Below are 14,778 nucleotides of genomic sequence, written 5' to 3' on the forward strand. Positions count from 1 at the left end.
GAGTCACACTTCCGACGGATGGCCGCCACGGTCCCGGGCGGTACCCTCGTTCCGCGGGAGTCTCCCCGTGCCCGCCGTCTCCACGACCGGAAGAACCATGCACTCCGTCGCTCTCGCACTCATCCCCTGGCTGGACCCGCAGTACATCCTCGACCACTTCGGGGCCATCGCCGTGCTCGTGGTCTGCGCCATCGTCTTCGCCGAGACCGGTCTGCTGATCGGCTTCGTCTTCCCCGGTGACAGCCTCCTCGTCATCACCGGCCTGTTCGCCTTCGACCGGGGCGGCTCCATCGGCGGCATCCCGATCTGGGTCGCGGCGCTCATGATCGGTGCCGCGGCCTTCCTCGGCGGCGAGCTCGGCTACTACATCGGCAAGAAGGCGGGGCCGCCGATCTTCGAGCGCAAGGAGAGCGGCCTGTTCTCCAAGGAGAACGTCGACCGGACGAACGCGTTCTTCCACCGGTTCGGGCCCCTCGCGGTGATCCTCGCCCGCTTCGTCCCCGTCGTGCGCACCTTCGCGCCGATCGCGGCCGGCGTCGGGCGGATGAACTACAAGAAGTACTCGCTCTACAACGCGATCGGTGCAGTGATCTGGGGCGTCGGGGTGACCTTCCTGGGGTACTTCCTCGGGTACATCCCGCCGATCGCGTACGTCGTGCGCAACTACATCGACGTGATCCTCATCCTCGCGGTGGTCGTCACGGTCGTCCCCGCGGGGCTGCACTACTGGCGGACGGCGCGGAAGGCGAAGCACGCCGCCGAGGCCGAGCAGGCGGCGCAGACCCCGACCGACGGCACGGCTCGCCCCTGATCCGCTGACGGAGCCCCCGCGGACGGACGCCGAGTGGCGAGACGCCCCACGACCGCCGAGACGCCACACGCAGACCGAGACGCCCCCGGAACCGGGGGCGTCTCGTACGTCCGGGGGCGTCTCGCGTGTGCGGGCCCGGCCGGTCAGACCCCGAAGTACTCCCGCACGATCGGCGCGATCCCCCGGAACGCCTTCGAGCGGTGCGACAGCGCGTTCTTCTCCTCGCGGGTCAGCTGCGCCGCCGAACCCTCCGCGTCGTCCGGGTGGAAGACCGGGTCGTACCCGTGCCCGCCGTCGCCGACCGGCTCCGTCAGGACCTCCCCGTTCCACACCGCCTCGAACAGGTGCTCGGTGCCGTCGGGGGTGACGAAGGCCGCCGCGCAGACGAAGGCCGCGGTGCGCTCGACGACACCCTCCAGGTTCCGGAGCAGGAGCGCGATGTTGTCGGCGTCCACCCGGGTCCCCGCGTAGCGGGCGGAGTGGATGCCGGGCGCGCCCTCGAGGGCGTCGACCGCGATGCCCGAGTCGTCGGCGAGCGCCGGCAGCCCGGTGTGCGCGACGGCCGCGCGCGCCTTGATCAGCGCGTTCGCCGCGTAGGTGTCGCCGTCCTCGACCGGCTCCGGGCCGTCGTAGCCGACGAGCTCGACCCCCTCGCCGAGCGCCTCGCCGAGGATCCCGCGGAGCTCGACGACCTTGCCCTGGTTGTGCGTCGCCAGGACGACGGTGCGCCCGGTCACGCCAGCCCCAGCGCATCCCGCTGGACGGCGGCGAGCGACCGGTTGCCCGCGAGCCCGAGGTCGAGCAGCGTGTCGAGCTCCGCGCGGTCGAACGGCGCGTGCTCGGCGGTGCCCTGCACCTCGATGAACTTCCCGGAGCCGGTCGTGACGATGTTCATGTCGGTGTCGGCCGCCGAGTCCTCGGTGTACGCCAGGTCGAGCATCGGCTCCCCCTTGACGATGCCGACCGAGATCGCCTGCACGCTGTCGGTCAGCGGCGTGGCCTTCTTCGCGATGAAGCCCTTGTCGCGACCCCACTCGATCGCGTCGACCATGGCGACGTACGCGCCCGTGATCGACGCCGTGCGGGTGCCCCCGTCGGCCTGCAGCACGTCGCAGTCGAGCACGAGGGTGTTCTCGCCGAGGCCCTTCATGTCGACCACGGCACGCAGCGACCGGCCGATCAGGCGCGAGATCTCGTGCGTCCGGCCGCCGACCTTGCCCTTGATCGACTCACGCTGCATGCGCTCGTTCGTCGAGCGGGGCAGCATCGAGTACTCCGCCGTCACCCAGCCCGAGCCCTTGCCCGCCATCCAGCGCGGCACCCCGTTCGTGAAGGACGCCGTGCAGAGCACCTTCGTGTTGCCGAACGAGATGAGCGCGCTGCCCTCGGCCTGCGTGCTCCACCCCCGCTCGATGCTGACCGGACGGTGGTCGGTGGCGCTGCGGCCGTCGATGCGGGTGCTCATGGGGTCCTTTCGGTGCGGGGCAGCGTGATCGCCCCTGTCTGGAGGTGTCCGACGCTCGAGACCTCGGGTCCGAGGAAGCGCCGGGCGAGCCGGATGAAGCCGTTGCCGTCGTCGCCCGTCGCCTCGAACGCGTAGGTCGGCGGTTCGGGGCTGGTGCGTTCGAGTCCGTGTTCCACGAGCCGGCGGTAGACGTCGTTCGCCGTCTCCTCGGCACTCGAGACGAGCGTCACGTCCGGGCCCATCACGTACTGGATCGCCGCGGACATGAGCGGGTAGTGCGTGCAGCCGAGCACGAGCGTGTCGACGTCGGCGGCACGGATCGGCGCGAGGTACTGCGCCGCGACCTCGCGGAGCGCCGGCGACGACGTGTCGCCCGCCTCGACGAACTCGACGAACCGCGGGCAGGCGGCCACGGTCAGGTCGACGTCGGCGGCCACCGCGAAGGCGTCCTCGTACGCCCGCGAGGCGATCGTCCCCACCGTGCCGATCACGCCGACGCGACCGGTGCGGGTCTGCTTCACCGCTGCCCGGGCCGCGGGCTGGATGACCTCGACGACGGGGATGCCGTAGGCCTGCTCGTACCGTTCCCGCGCGTCCCGCAGCACGGCCGACGACGCGGTGTTGCACGCGATCACGAGCGCCTTGACGCCCTGGTCGACGAGGTCGTCCATCACCTCGAGCGCGTAGCGCCGCACGTCGGCGATGGGCTTCGGGCCGTAGGGCGAGTGAGCGGTGTCCCCCACGTACCGGATGCTCTCGCGGGGCAACTGGTCGATGATCGCCCGCGCCACCGTGAGCCCACCGACGCCGCTGTCGAAGACTCCGATCGGTGCATCCGTCACCGCACCAGCGTACCGAGCCGCGCCGGGGCACCCCCACCGGTCCCGACCGCGCGCCGCAGCCGCACCCACCTCCGCGTCACTAGTGTCGGGAGCGTGACCACCGCACTCCTCACCGACCAGTACGAGCTCACGATGGTCGACGCGGCCCTCAAGGACGGCACCGCCGATCGACGCTGCGTCTTCGAGGTGTTCTCCCGCCGCCTCCCCGACGGCCGCCGGTACGGGGTCGCCGCGGGTCTCGGCCGCTTCCTCACCGCCCTCACCGAGTTCCGGTTCGGCGACGACGAGATCGGCTTCCTCCGGGACCGCAACGTGATCGACGAGGGCACCGCTCGCTGGCTCGCCGACTACCGCTTCACCGGCGACGTCCGCGCCTACCGCGAGGGCGAGGTGTTCTTCCCGAACTCCCCCGTCCTGCAGGTCGAGGGCACCTTCGCCGAGGCCGTCGTCCTCGAGACCCTCGCGCTGAGCGTCTTCAACGCCGACTCCGCCATCGCCGGCGCCGCGGCCCGCATGGTCTCCGCCGCCGACGGCCGTCCGCTCGCCGAGATGGGCTCGCGCCGCACGGGCGAGTGGAACGCCGTCGCCGCCGCCCGAGCCGCGTACATCGCCGGGTTCGGCGCGACGAGCAACCTCGAGGCCGGCCGCACCTGGGGCATCCCGACCATGGGCACCGCGGCGCACGCCTTCACGCTCCTGCACGATTCCGAGGAGGCCGCGTTCCGCTCCCAGCTCGACGCCCTCGGCGACGGGACCACCCTGCTCGTCGACACGTACGACATCGAGGCGGCCGTCGAGACCGCGGTCCGGCTGACGGACGGCCGGCTCGGCGCGGTGCGCATCGACAGCGGGGACCTGCCGAGCGTGGTCGCGTCGGTGCGGGCACAGCTCGACCGCCTCGGTGCCACCGCCACGAAGATCACGGTCACGAACGACCTCGACGAGTACACGATCGCCGCGCTGCGGGCCGCCCCGGTCGACTCCTACGGCGTCGGCACGAGCGTGGTGTCCGGCTCGGGCCACCCGGCGGCGGGCATGGTGTTCAAGCTGGTCGCCCACCAGACGCCGTCCTGCGACGAGTGGGTCCCGGTCGCGAAGAAGTCGGCGGACAAGGCCTCGACCGGCGGACGCAAGGAGGCCGGCCGTCGACTCCGCAACGGCATCGCCACGGCCGAGGTCGTGCTGACCTCCGGCCGCGTCGGCCCGGACGAGCGCTCGCTGCTCGTCCCGGTGGTCGAGCACGGCGAGGTCGACCCGGCGTTCCTCGGGGTCGCCGGCGTCGAGGCCGCACGGGCGCACCACGAGCGCGCGAAGGCGGAGCTGCCGGCGGACGCATCACGCATCGGACGCGGCGACCCGGCGATCCCGACCCTGGTGATCTGAGCGGGGCAGCGGGCCCGGTTACTCGGCCTTCATCTTCTCGTAGATCGCCTTGCAGTCCGGGCACACCGGGAACTTCTCGGGGTCACGGCCCGGGATCCACTTCTTGCCGCAGAGCGCCTTGACGGGCTTGCCGGTGAGGGCCGACTGCAGGATCTTGTCCTTCTTGACGTAGTGCGAGAAGCGCTCGTGGTCACCGGGCTCGATCGCCTCTTCCTCGAGGAGCTTCTCGAGTTCGCGGTCCATCACGTCGAGGCCGCCGCCGGGTTCGGTCATGCTCATGTCACCAGGGTACGACGGTGCGGCTGCGGCCGCGACGGACGGGAGGCGCGTGGCGGGCCCGCCACGCGCCTCCCGTCCGGTGGGTGGTCACGGGACGGCGACGCGTCCCCTCCCACGCGTACCGCTCAGTTCCGCTGGGCCGCCGCGAGCAGGTCCGGACCGTGCCGGTCGAAGAGGCGGCCGCCGACGGCGACGCCCACCGCGAGGACGAGCAGGCCCACGGCGCAGCCGACCACGAGGGTGGCGAGCGCCCAGGGTTCCGGCCCCTCGACCGCGGTGAGCACGGCCAGCCAGACCGCGGGCACCAGCGACAGCAGGATCCCGACGACCATCGTGGTCTGCGCCACCATCGCGGTCGTCCCGGCCGCCTGCGGCTGCTGGAACGGGTGGTCGCCGGGTCGGACCGTCGGGTAGGGCAGGGCCACGGAGACGATGCTGGACAGGCCGAGCCCGGCGAGCAGTGCGCAGACGGCGATGCCGGTCAGCACCGGGAAGGCGGTCTGGTCACCGAAGAGCCGCGCCGAGACGGCCGCGCCGGCGACGACCAGGGGCAACCCGACGACGAGCACCGGCACGAGTCGACCGAGTCGGTCGCTCCACCCGGGGGCGCCGGACGCGACGTGCAGCCAGACCGCGGTGTTGTCGTAGGAGACGTCGTTGTGCGGCAGGAAGCCCGCGATGAGGGCCATGATCGGCAGCGGGACGAGCGCCGTCCAGTGCCACGGGACGCCGGCGACGCCGAGGGGCAGCACGACGATCGGCACGAACAGGATGACCAGGTACGACATCCGGTACCGCGGATCGCGGGCCCAGTAGGTCAGGGCGCGGGCGGCCACGGCACCGAGCGGACTCGACCCGAGCGCGTCGAACCAGCCGAGGCCGCGGTAGCGGCGGGTGGACGCACGACCGTCGACGGCCTCGAGCGCACGCCCGACGAGTGCCCACCACGCCCACGCGAGCAGGGCGACGACGACGAGTGCGACGAGCAGCTTGAGCACGCCCTCGCCCACCCGGCCGCTCGCGACGTCCGCGGGCACCGCCCAGGCCGCACCCCACGGGGTCCACCCGGCCACGTCGGCGACCCGGCGCAGCTCGCTGCTCGCGGGGTCGAGCCAGTCGGAGCGGAGCAGGAGCGAGACGACGGGGAGCCCGAGCACCACGATCACGAGCGCGGCGAGCCAGCCGGCGTCGCGGGAGCGCTGCGGGCCGACGAACACGGCACCGACCGCGCAGCCGACCCGCACGAGCAGTGCGCACGTCGCGACGGCGAGCAGGGCGGCGAGGGTCGCGAGGACGGCGGTCCCGCCGCTGCGCGACCACGCACCGACCTGGCCGACGGCGACGATCGCGACCGCGAGCACCGGGACCCCGACGAGTCCGGCGACGGCGAGACCGACGACGAGGCGACGCCGGTCGATGCCGAAGACCGCGAAGCGCCGCGGGTCGAACTGGTCGCTGCGTCCGACGACGAGCGGCACGAGCGTGAACGCGACGGAGACGAAGGTGCCGACGGGCACCGCGATCGAGCGCGCCACCTCGACGGGGGCGGCGCGCAGGGCGAGCAGCTCGCCGGCGACGAACACCGCGGCGAGCAGGCCGAGGAGGCTGCCGAGCACGACGAGCACGGACCGACGGGCACCGCCGCGGACCTCGCCCGCGAGCAGGTCGACCCTCAGTCGGAGAAGCTGTGCAACCATTCCATGCTCTCTGCCACGACGCGGCCGCCCGCGAGTTCGACGAACTTGTCCTCGAGGCTCCGACGACCGCGGACCTGCGCCATCGTGCCGGAGGCCAGGACGCGGCCGCCGACGATGATCGCGACCGAGTCGCACGTGCGCTGGACGAGCTCCATGGAGTGGCTCGAGAGCACCACGGTCCCGCCGCCGCGCGTGTAGCGGCGCAGGATGTCCGTGATCGTCGCCGCGCTCACCGGGTCGACGGACTCGAACGGTTCGTCGAGCACGAGCACGCGGGGCGAGTGGATGAGCGTCGCGGCGAGGGCGATCTTCTTCGCCATGCCCACCGAGTAGTCGGCGACCTGGCGACCGAGTGCCTCCCCCAGGCCGAACGCCTCGGCGAGGTCGGCGCTGCGCTCCCGAGCGGTCGCACCGTCCAGGCCGCGGAGGGTCGCCGAGTACTGCAGCAGCTGTCCGCCGGTCAGCCGGTCGAACAGGCGCAGCCGGTCGGGCAGGACACCGAGGGCGCGCTTCGCCGCGGTCGGGTCGGACCAGACGTCGTGGTCGAGCACGGTCACCGTCCCGGCGTCCGGACGCAGCAGTCCGGTGACCATGGAGAGCGTCGTGGTCTTGCCCGCGCCGTTCGGTCCGACGACGCCGAAGATCGAGCCCTGGCGGATCTCCAGGTCCACCTCGTCCGCGGCGAGGGTCTGCCCGTAGCGCTTCACGAGGCCGCTCGCGCGCAGCACGACGGGCTGCTGCGGCTGCGCCGCCTGCGCTGCCGTCGCGGTCGCGGTCGGCTGGCGCTTCGGCGTGCGCTTCCGGCCCGCTGCGCCAGCGGCGGCTCCGTCGTCCTCCGCCCCGGTGGTCGCGTCGGCCGGGACGACGGAGCCGTCACCGCGTCCCGTCGTGGCGGCGGCGCCCGGTCCGGCGGGTCGGGACGCACGGCCCTTCCCCTTCCCCTTGCCCTTCCGCGGTGTGCGAGCCGGCGCGGGTGCGGCCGTCTGCTCGTCGGTCATCTCGTCACCATCGGAGGCGTCGCGCGCATCCCCGTCCCCCACGTCGTCGGCGGCGTCCCCGGCCTGGTCGTCCGCCTCGGTCGTCCAGGCGGCGTCGGACGTCGCGTACACGTCGTCGTCATCAGCTGCAGCCACGGCCCAACCGTACCAACGCGTTCCGGACACCGCGGACGCCGGACACCCGAGTCACGAAACGGGCACGAATCGCGTCGGGACGTACCCCGACGGCCGCTCGTTCCGTATCATTCACCAGGGCACGACGGAGTGTTCACCACTTGGAAACCTGCTCGCGCGGGGTTCCCCGATCGATTCGTCGCCCGCCGGAAGGCGCGGTTCCCGGACGTTCTCGGAGAACTCGGACGTTGCGCGAGCACACTGACGAGGCCCGCCCGCGCCCTCCGGGGCGTGCGGGCGGACACCGGAAGGGACCAGCATGACCACGCAGATCGTCATCCTCGCCGCGGGGATGGGCAGCCGCCTCGGCCGCAGCCTGCCGAAGCCGCTGACCGAACTCAGCGACGGCCGCACCATCATGCAGCAGCAGTTCGACAACATCCGCGCCGCCTTCGGGTCGAGCGCCCGGGTCACGATCGTCGTCGGGTACAAGTCCGAGTACATCGTCGAGGCCTTCCCCGAGGCGAACTTCGTCTACAACGAGTCCTACGACTCCACGAACACCTCGAAGAGCCTGCTGCGCGCCCTCAAGGCGACCGGCAAGAGCGGTGTCCTCTGGATGAACGGCGACGTCGTGTTCGACCCGCGCGCCCTCGTGCGTGCCGCCGACATGATGGACCAGGACCGCTCCTTCGTCAGCGTCAACACCGACAAGGTCTCCGACGAGGAGGTCAAGTACACCGTCGACGCGGACGGGTGCATCCACAAGCTGTCGAAGCAGGTCGTGGGCGGTCTCGGCGAGGCCGTCGGCATCAACTACGTCTCCTCGCAGGACAAGCAGGCACTGATCCGCCAGCTCGGCCGCGTGGACGACCAGGAGTACTTCGAGGGCGGCATCGAGGCAGCCATCGCCGAGGACGGGCTACGCTGGTCGCCGATCGACATCTCCGACCTGTACGCGGTCGAGATCGACTTCGCCGAGGACCTCGAGCGCGCGAACGAGCTGTTCGCCTGAGCCACCGTCAGGGTCCCTCGGCGGTACCGCCCGGAGGGAAGCCGTGACCACAGCGAGTGCGCCGACCGTGCCCGCGACGACCGCTCCGCCGTCGTCCCGGAGCGCCGGTCGGCGCTACCGTCAGGCGCTCTGGCTGCTGACGGTCCGTGACCTGCGGGTCCGGTACTCCACGTCGGCACTCGGGTACTTCTGGTCGATCCTCGATCCGCTGGTGATGTCGGCGATCTACTGGTTCGTCTTCACCCAGGTCTTCCACCGCGGGTCGGTCGGCGAGGAACCGTACATCGTCTTCCTCCTGTCGGCCCTGCTGCCGTGGATGTGGTTCACGGGGGCGGTGTCCGACTCGACGCGTGCCTTCATCAAGGAGAGCAAGCTCATCCGGTCGACGACCATCCCCCGGAGCATCTGGGTGGCACGCGTCGACGCGTCGAAGGGGATCGAGTTCCTCCTCAGCCTGCCGGTGCTCGCGGTGTTCGCGATCGCGACCGGGGCGACCGTGCACTGGGAGCTCGCGCTGTACCCCCTCGCCATCGTCCTGCAGTGCGCGCTGGTCTACGGCCTCGGCCTGATCGTCGCGCCGCTCGTCGTGTTCTTCCGCGACCTCGAGCGGGCCGTCAAGCTCGTGCTGCGCTTCCTCTTCTACGCGTCGCCGATCATCTACGGCACGCACGCGCTCCCCGACCGTCTGCGCGACATCGCGGCGCTCAACCCGCTGAGCGGCATCTTCGGGATCTACCGATCGGCCTTCTTCCCGAACCAGCTCAACTGGTTCGAGGTCGGGGTGTCGGTCGTCGTCACCGTCGTCGTGCTGGTCGTCGGGCTGGTCGTGTTCCGGCGGAGCGAGCACCGCGTGCTGAAGGAGCTGTGATGACCACCACCGACCGGACCGCGCCCTCGATCACGGTCGCTCCCGTCATCTCGGTGCGCGACGCGGGCATCCGGTTCAAGCGGAACCGGCGCGCGAGCCGGAGCTTCAAGGACCTCTTCGCCGGCAGCGACCGTCGGAAGCGCGCGGACGAGTTCTGGGCGCTCCGGGACGTCTCGTTCGACGTCCGTCCGGGCGAGGCCATCGGCGTGGTCGGTCGGAACGGCCAGGGCAAGTCGACCCTGCTCAAGCTCGTCGCGCAGGTCATGCTCCCGGACGAGGGCCGGGTGCAGGTGAACGCGGGCGTCGCCCCGCTCATCGAGATCACGGGCGGCTTCGTCGGCGACCTGTCGGTGCGCGACAACGTCTGGCTCACGGCCGGTCTGCACGGCATGTCCCGGGCCGAGATCCGCGCGGCGTTCGACGAGATCATCGCCTTCGCGGAGATCGGCGACTTCGTCGACACCCCGTACAAGCACCTGTCCAGCGGCATGAAGGTGCGCATCGCGTTCGCGGTCATCTCGCGGCTCGACGAACCCGTCATCCTGGTCGACGAGGTCCTCGCGGTGGGCGACAAGGGCTTCCGCGAGAAGTGCTACAAGCGCATCGAGGAGCTGCTCGCCGCGGGCCGGACGCTCTTCTTCGTCTCGCACAGCGACAAGGACCTCCGCCGGTTCTGCGACCGCGGCCTGTACCTCGACAAGGGCCGGCTGCAGCTCGACGACACCATCGAGGCGGCGCTCGCCCGGTACGCCGCGGACCACGGCGCCTGACCCACCACTCCTCCACACCGGGAGCCGTCCGACGCTCCTCCACAGGCCGACCGGCGCACCGGTCTCCCGAGGCCCCCGACGTCGGCCCCTCCCCCTAGCGTGTCGCCCATGCACCACCCACCAACGGCATACGCAGTCCCGTTCACCGTCGACCGATCCCGGGCACCACGTCGCTACGACCTGGTGAACACCGGCTCCGAACCGCTCCACGCGATCTCGCTCACCCACCTCGGCAACGGGTACTGCCCGCCGCTCGCCGTGAACCAGCTCGACCCCGGGCGCTCGCTGTCCATCGCGGTCTTCGGTGCCGACCCCGAGCAGACCGGCATCGTCGTCGTCCGGTGGCGACGTCCCGACCGCTCCGAGTACCTCTGGCGGATGTCGCTCGTCGGTGACCGTCTGGTCGGACTCGCCTCCTGACGGCCGGCACGGCCGACGCCGTGCCGTCAGGACACGCCGCGCGCCGCCGCCTCGTCGTGCCAGCGAGCCACCAGCTGGTCCACCGCGGCGTGCAGGCGGGCGGTCGCCACGCCCGGCGTGGTGTCGCCGAAGTAGTGCTGCACCCAGCGCCGGAGCTTCGCGAGCTCCTCCGCGTCGGTCGCGGCAGCGTCCACCCGGGCGACGACGTCCCCCGCGTCGGCGGCGTGCAACCAGTCCGCGTCGCCGAGGTACCCACGCTCGTCGACGTCGGCGCCCGGGGCGGCCGGCCGTGTCACGATGAGCGGCTTCCCGACGGCCAGCCGGTCGTAGATCATCGCGCTGATGTCCGTCACGGCGACGTCGGCGTCGGCGAGCTGCCACCCGAGCTCGGGCCCGTCGTCGTACACGTGGTGGGCCGCCGGATCGGCCGCGTTCGCCGTCGTGATCGCGGCGACGATGCGCTCGTGCGCGGCGCGGTAGACCGGGTCGAGCACGCCGCTGCGCGGGTGCGGCCGGTAGACGAGCCGGTGTCGCGGGGACGCCAGCAGCCGCTCCGCGAGCGTCACGCCGTGCGTCGCGATCGACCCGTAGGCCGCTGCCGCCCGGTCGCCCTCCCACGTCGGGGCGTAGAGCACGACCGTGCGGTCGTCCGCGGGGTAGGGCACGGCACCGGCGAAGTGGTCCGCCTGCGGGCGGCCGATGGCGGTCGTCCGCGCGTCGACGTCGTAGCCCCAGAGCGCCGCGGCCAGCCGCTCGCGTGCCGCGTCACCCGCGATCAGGGCGTGGTCGTACGCCTTGAACTGGTTCGTCGTCATGTACATCTTGTCGCTCTCGCCGTGGTTGACGAAGACGTGCCACATGCGGCCGTACCGCATCATCTGGAAGTTGCGGGCGTTCTGGTTGACGTACAGGACGATCTTCGGAGCCTGCTCGTCGACGAACCGTTCGAGGTCGACGACCTGACGGGCGTACACCACGGGGACGGGCGACTCGTCGAGCAGCGTGGTCATGGTGCCGGGACTGCGGGAGACGATGGCCACCGGGTGCTCGGCGGCGAGCTCGGCCAGCGGGGCGTACCACTGCCGCACCTGGTACATGTTCACCGGGCCGTCGGCGAAGTACACCGCGATCTCGATCGATCCCGGTGCGAGGGCGGGCACGGACGGCAGCCGTCGGGCGAGTTCGCGACGACTGCGTCGCGAAGCCACCAGGCGCTGGGCGAGGCGGATGGCGGTCCGGATGTCCTTCATGACGGGCATGGTGGTCCTCAGGGTACGTCGGTGGTGCTGTCGGGCTCCGGAGTGGCCGCGGTCAGACGACCGGCGGGCGACCCGCCAGCGTCATCCGGCCGATGGTCAACCACCCCATCGTGTGCGCCGCACCGCAGTCGGCGGTCCAGCCCTCGCGCACGCCGGCGAACCAGGTGCGCAGTCGTCCGGGGTGTCGCCACCAGCGCGCGACCTGGATCGCGGCCCACGAGCCGACGTACAGCGGACGGAGCACCGCGGGCAGGTTGCGACGGGCGAGGAACACTCGGTTCCGGGCGTTCAGCCGGATGTACTCGGTGTGCCGAGCGGGGTCGATCGCGGGGTGGTGGGCGACGAGGTCCCCGGCGTACCAGGCGCGTCGACCGGCGTCCCAGACGCGCCACGCGAGCTCGATGCCCTCGTGCGCGTAGAAGTACGGCGCACCCCAGCCGCCGACCGCGCGGTAGACGTCCATCGGCAGGACCACGGCGCCCTCCCAGACGGAGAACACCGGCGACGAGTCCGTCGGTGCGCCCTTCCGGATGCGCGGCACCCAGCGGCGGGGGTTGGCGACACCGGTCGGGTCGACCACCCGGGGCTGCACGAGTCCGAGCGACGGGTCCCGTTCGAACAGCGCGACGGCGTCGCGCAGGAAGGTCGGCGACGGGATCGAGGCGTCGTCGTCGAGGAAGAACACGTGGTCGCCGTCCACGACCTCGGCGCCGGCGTTGCGACCGGCCGGGATCCCGACGTTCTCCGGCAGTGCGAGCGCACGCACGCCCTCCGGCAGACCGGTGGGCGCCCAGCCGTTGCCGACGCAGACGAAGTCGAGCTCGACGTCCTGCTGTGCGAGGACGCTCTCCAGGCCCCGGCGGAGGTCGTCCGGCCGGGTACCCTGCGACAGGCTGACGACGGCGATGCGGGGCCGCTCGCGGTGCGGGACCGCGTGGCGCCGGGTCGTGCCGGGCGTCACGCCCGGACCCGCTTCGACGAGATGATCGCAAGGAAGTGTCCGGCGGTCGCCAGGACCGCGAGCGGCAGCAGCGCGCCGACGAGGATCCGGTCGGCGAGCGGATGGCCGATCACCAGTCCGAGCAGGGCGAAGACGAACGCCAGGATCGACAGCTCGACCGAGTGGTACAGCCGGTGGAACGGCAGGAAGCGCGCGGCCTTGCGGAGCGACGCGAGCCGCCGACCGGAGGGCACGGTGCCGGCGTCACGGCGGTCGACGAGCTTCTCGAGCCCGGCGTTCGCACGGGCGACGTGCACCATGTCGTTGAGCGCCTTGTTGAGCACGATCACGAGTCCGAGGGCGCAGCCGATGGTCGTCCACATCCAGTCCGCACCGTGGATCGGCCACGTAGCCGCCCGGACGCCGAGCGCGATCGGGATGAGCCCCTCGGTCGTGTAGTGCCCGACCTTGTCGAGGAACACGCCGGCCGGCGACCGGGTGCCCCGCCACCGCGCGACCTCGCCGTCGCAGCAGTCGACGAGCATCTGCAGCTGTCCGAGCACGAGGGCGAGCAGCGCCCCCCAGATCCCCGGGATCAGCAGTGCGGCGGCGACGCTCCAGCCGACCAGGATCATGAGGCCGGTCACCTGGTTCGCCGAGACCCGCGTCCTCAGCAGCAGCCAGGTCAGGTACGGGGAGACGTCGCGCAGGTACAGCGACGCCGTCCAGTGCTCCGCGTTCGCGCGCGAGCGGACCTCGTCCGGCTGGGCGACCGCGCGGAGCTCCGCGATCGAGGAGGGCCGGGCGCTGCCGCGGCCGGTGGTGTCGTCGGTCAAGGTCAGGTCACCGTCCCGTGTGCGTGGTCAGCTCGGAGGTCCGGGTGAGGAACCCGATGATGAAGCCGATCCCCCAGCCGACGTGGATGCACGGGAGCACGACGATCAGCCAGAGCATGGTCGACGGGCCCGAGCGCCGCGCCACGAGGACGGCACCGAGCACGACGAAGACGAGGTAGACCGCCGGGACGACGAACCCGAGCATCGCCCAGGCGACCGGGGACCCGAGCACGGTACCCACGATCCCGACGATGCCGGCGAGGACACCGAGGCCCATCGCGGCGACCATCGCCGGGGGCACGAAGTACCGCAGCCCGTTGTTCGCGGGGAACCGGCGGGCGAGCTCCCCGCGCCACAGGCCGGTGGCCACGAACTGCCGACCGAGCCGTCGCAGACTCGGCCGCGGACGGTAGGTCACGACGAGCTCGGGGGTGAACCACACCGTGCCACCGGTCTGGCGGAGACGCCGGTTCAGCTCCCAGTCCTGCCCGCGCTTGATGCCCTCGTCGAACAGGCCGACCTCGAACAGGCGCTCGCGCCGGAAGACGCCCAGGTACGCGGTCTCGGCCGGACCGGCCTTCCCACCGACGTGGTGGGGCGTGCCACCCAGTCCGACGCGGCTGCCGTAGGCCAGGGCCACTGCGCGCTCGAACGGCGTCCGCCCCTCGGCGTGCATGATGCCGCCGACGTTGTCGGCACCGGACTCGAGCAGCACGCGGACCGCGGTGCGCGTGTAGTCGGCCGGCAGCACCGAGTGCGCGTCGACGCGGATCACGACGGGGTGCACCGACGCCCGGATGGCGACGTTCAGGCCGGCTGGCGTCGAGCCGACGACGTTCTCGACCGCGCGGACGCGGGGATCGGCGGCGCTCATCTCCGCGACCAGCTCGTTCGTGCCGTCGATCGACGGGCCGAGGGCGAGGATGACCTCGAACGGGCCGGCGTAGTCCTGCTCGAGCAGGCTCGCGACCGCTGCGCGGACCTCGGTGACCTCGTTGAGCACCGGCATCACGTACGAGACCCCGGGCAGGGGCTGTCCGTCTGTCTGCATGCGGTCCTCGGGATCGGGGCTGGTGCGCGG

16 protein-coding genes are annotated in these 14,778 nt (G+C 71.9%); 6 read left to right on the forward strand and 10 right to left on the reverse strand.

Annotated features, from left to right (window positions below; genetic code table 11):
* Window positions 1–97 precede the first annotated feature (97 nt).
* Window positions 98–811, forward strand: a complete 714-nt coding sequence (locus H7A69_RS07425) for a DedA family protein (protein ID WP_182046476.1) — start codon at window positions 98–100, stop codon at window positions 809–811.
* A 143-nt stretch (window positions 812–954) separates the two neighbouring features.
* Here the strand turns inward: H7A69_RS07425 and rdgB are convergent, their stop codons facing one another.
* From rdgB to murI, 3 genes are read right to left on the reverse strand one after another with little or no spacing between them, the layout of a single operon-like run.
* Window positions 955–1,548 (reverse strand): RdgB/HAM1 family non-canonical purine NTP pyrophosphatase, encoded by a 594-nt coding sequence (rdgB, locus tag H7A69_RS07430; RefSeq protein ID WP_182046477.1) that lies wholly within the window; start codon window positions 1,546–1,548, stop codon window positions 955–957.
* Window positions 1,545–2,276, reverse strand: a complete 732-nt coding sequence (gene rph / locus H7A69_RS07435) for a ribonuclease PH (RefSeq protein ID WP_182046478.1) — start codon at window positions 2,274–2,276, stop codon at window positions 1,545–1,547. Before rph ends, rdgB begins: the two co-directional genes overlap by 4 nt.
* Complete coding sequence (murI, locus tag H7A69_RS07440) at window positions 2,273–3,118, reverse strand: glutamate racemase (RefSeq protein ID WP_182046479.1); 846 nt, start codon at window positions 3,116–3,118, stop codon at window positions 2,273–2,275. The genes rph and murI overlap by 4 nt, the downstream gene beginning before the upstream one ends.
* 93 nt (window positions 3,119–3,211) lie before the next feature.
* Here murI and H7A69_RS07445 point away from each other — a divergent pair, with 93 nt between their 5' ends.
* Window positions 3,212–4,501, forward strand: coding sequence for a nicotinate phosphoribosyltransferase (locus H7A69_RS07445; RefSeq protein WP_182046480.1), 1,290 nt, complete (start codon window positions 3,212–3,214; stop codon window positions 4,499–4,501).
* An 18-nt stretch (window positions 4,502–4,519) separates the two neighbouring features.
* Here the strand turns inward: H7A69_RS07445 and H7A69_RS07450 are convergent, their stop codons facing one another.
* The 3 genes from H7A69_RS07450 to H7A69_RS07460 form a co-directional block, all read right to left on the reverse strand.
* Window positions 4,520–4,780 (reverse strand): DUF3039 domain-containing protein, encoded by a 261-nt coding sequence (locus tag H7A69_RS07450; protein WP_092384164.1) that lies wholly within the window; start codon window positions 4,778–4,780, stop codon window positions 4,520–4,522.
* Window positions 4,781–4,905: 125 nt separating this feature from the next.
* The gene (locus H7A69_RS07455) at window positions 4,906–6,477 is read right to left on the reverse strand and encodes an ABC transporter permease (RefSeq protein WP_182046481.1); all 1,572 of its coding nucleotides are present in this window, start codon (window positions 6,475–6,477) and stop codon (window positions 4,906–4,908) included.
* Window positions 6,453–7,610, reverse strand: coding sequence for an ABC transporter ATP-binding protein (locus tag H7A69_RS07460; protein ID WP_259346129.1), 1,158 nt, complete (start codon window positions 7,608–7,610; stop codon window positions 6,453–6,455). The genes H7A69_RS07455 and H7A69_RS07460 overlap by 25 nt, the downstream gene beginning before the upstream one ends.
* 298 nt (window positions 7,611–7,908) lie before the next feature.
* Between H7A69_RS07460 and H7A69_RS07465 the strand changes: the two genes are divergently transcribed.
* The 4 genes from H7A69_RS07465 (at window position 7,909) to H7A69_RS07480 (ending at window position 10,662) form a co-directional block, all read left to right on the forward strand.
* Window positions 7,909–8,604: an NTP transferase domain-containing protein gene (locus H7A69_RS07465; RefSeq protein WP_069711608.1), complete on the forward strand. Its 696-nt coding sequence runs from the start codon at window positions 7,909–7,911 to the stop codon at window positions 8,602–8,604.
* 43 nt (window positions 8,605–8,647) lie between these two features.
* Window positions 8,648–9,472 (forward strand): ABC transporter permease, encoded by an 825-nt coding sequence (locus H7A69_RS07470; protein ID WP_182046482.1) that lies wholly within the window; start codon window positions 8,648–8,650, stop codon window positions 9,470–9,472.
* Window positions 9,472–10,242, forward strand: a complete 771-nt coding sequence (locus tag H7A69_RS07475) for an ABC transporter ATP-binding protein (RefSeq protein ID WP_182046483.1) — start codon at window positions 9,472–9,474, stop codon at window positions 10,240–10,242. Before H7A69_RS07470 ends, H7A69_RS07475 begins: the two co-directional genes overlap by 1 nt.
* Before the next feature lie 108 nt (window positions 10,243–10,350).
* A complete protein-coding gene (locus H7A69_RS07480; protein ID WP_069711610.1) occupies window positions 10,351–10,662 on the forward strand; it encodes a hypothetical protein in 312 nt (103 codons plus the stop codon).
* A gap of 26 nt (window positions 10,663–10,688) precedes the next feature.
* On the opposite strand, the gene H7A69_RS07485 is transcribed toward H7A69_RS07480, so the two are convergent.
* From H7A69_RS07485 to H7A69_RS07500, 4 genes are read right to left on the reverse strand one after another with little or no spacing between them, the layout of a single operon-like run.
* On the reverse strand, window positions 10,689–11,921 hold the full coding sequence (locus H7A69_RS07485) for a CDP-glycerol glycerophosphotransferase family protein (RefSeq protein ID WP_182046484.1): 1,233 nt from the start codon (window positions 11,919–11,921) through the stop codon (window positions 10,689–10,691).
* Window positions 11,922–11,973: 52 nt separating this feature from the next.
* Entirely contained in the window at window positions 11,974–12,882 is a 909-nt protein-coding gene (locus H7A69_RS07490; protein WP_182046485.1) for a glycosyltransferase family 2 protein, read from the reverse strand.
* Window positions 12,879–13,703 (reverse strand): CDP-alcohol phosphatidyltransferase family protein, encoded by an 825-nt coding sequence (locus H7A69_RS07495; RefSeq protein WP_411469355.1) that lies wholly within the window; start codon window positions 13,701–13,703, stop codon window positions 12,879–12,881. Before H7A69_RS07495 ends, H7A69_RS07490 begins: the two co-directional genes overlap by 4 nt.
* A 1-nt stretch (window position 13,704) precedes the next feature.
* Entirely contained in the window at window positions 13,705–14,748 is a 1,044-nt protein-coding gene (locus H7A69_RS07500) for a glycosyltransferase family 2 protein (RefSeq protein ID WP_182046487.1), read from the reverse strand.
* Window positions 14,749–14,778: the final 30 nt, after the last annotated feature.

This window comes from Curtobacterium sp. ME26 (assembly GCF_903970945.1).
Classification (GTDB): Bacteria; Actinomycetota; Actinomycetes; order Actinomycetales; family Microbacteriaceae; genus Curtobacterium; species Curtobacterium citri.

Bases quoted from the DNA above. Each gene is read 5' to 3' on its own strand.
- H7A69_RS07480 (WP_069711610.1), top strand. From the start codon at position 10,351: ATGCACCACCCACCAACGGCATACGCAGTCCCGTTCACCGTCGACCGA.
- H7A69_RS07475 (WP_182046483.1), top strand. From the start codon at position 9,472: ATGACCACCACCGACCGGACCGCGCCCTCGATCACGGTCGCTCCCGTC.
- H7A69_RS07450 (WP_092384164.1), bottom strand. From the start codon at position 4,780: ATGAGCATGACCGAACCCGGCGGCGGCCTCGACGTGATGGACCGCGAA.
- rph (WP_182046478.1), bottom strand. From the start codon at position 2,276: ATGAGCACCCGCATCGACGGCCGCAGCGCCACCGACCACCGTCCGGTC.
- H7A69_RS07425 (WP_182046476.1), top strand. From the start codon at position 98: ATGCACTCCGTCGCTCTCGCACTCATCCCCTGGCTGGACCCGCAGTAC.
- H7A69_RS07485 (WP_182046484.1), bottom strand. From the start codon at position 11,921: ATGCCCGTCATGAAGGACATCCGGACCGCCATCCGCCTCGCCCAGCGC.
- H7A69_RS07455 (WP_182046481.1), bottom strand. From the start codon at position 6,477: ATGGTTGCACAGCTTCTCCGACTGAGGGTCGACCTGCTCGCGGGCGAG.
- H7A69_RS07465 (WP_069711608.1), top strand. From the start codon at position 7,909: ATGACCACGCAGATCGTCATCCTCGCCGCGGGGATGGGCAGCCGCCTC.
- H7A69_RS07500 (WP_182046487.1), bottom strand. From the start codon at position 14,748: ATGCAGACAGACGGACAGCCCCTGCCCGGGGTCTCGTACGTGATGCCG.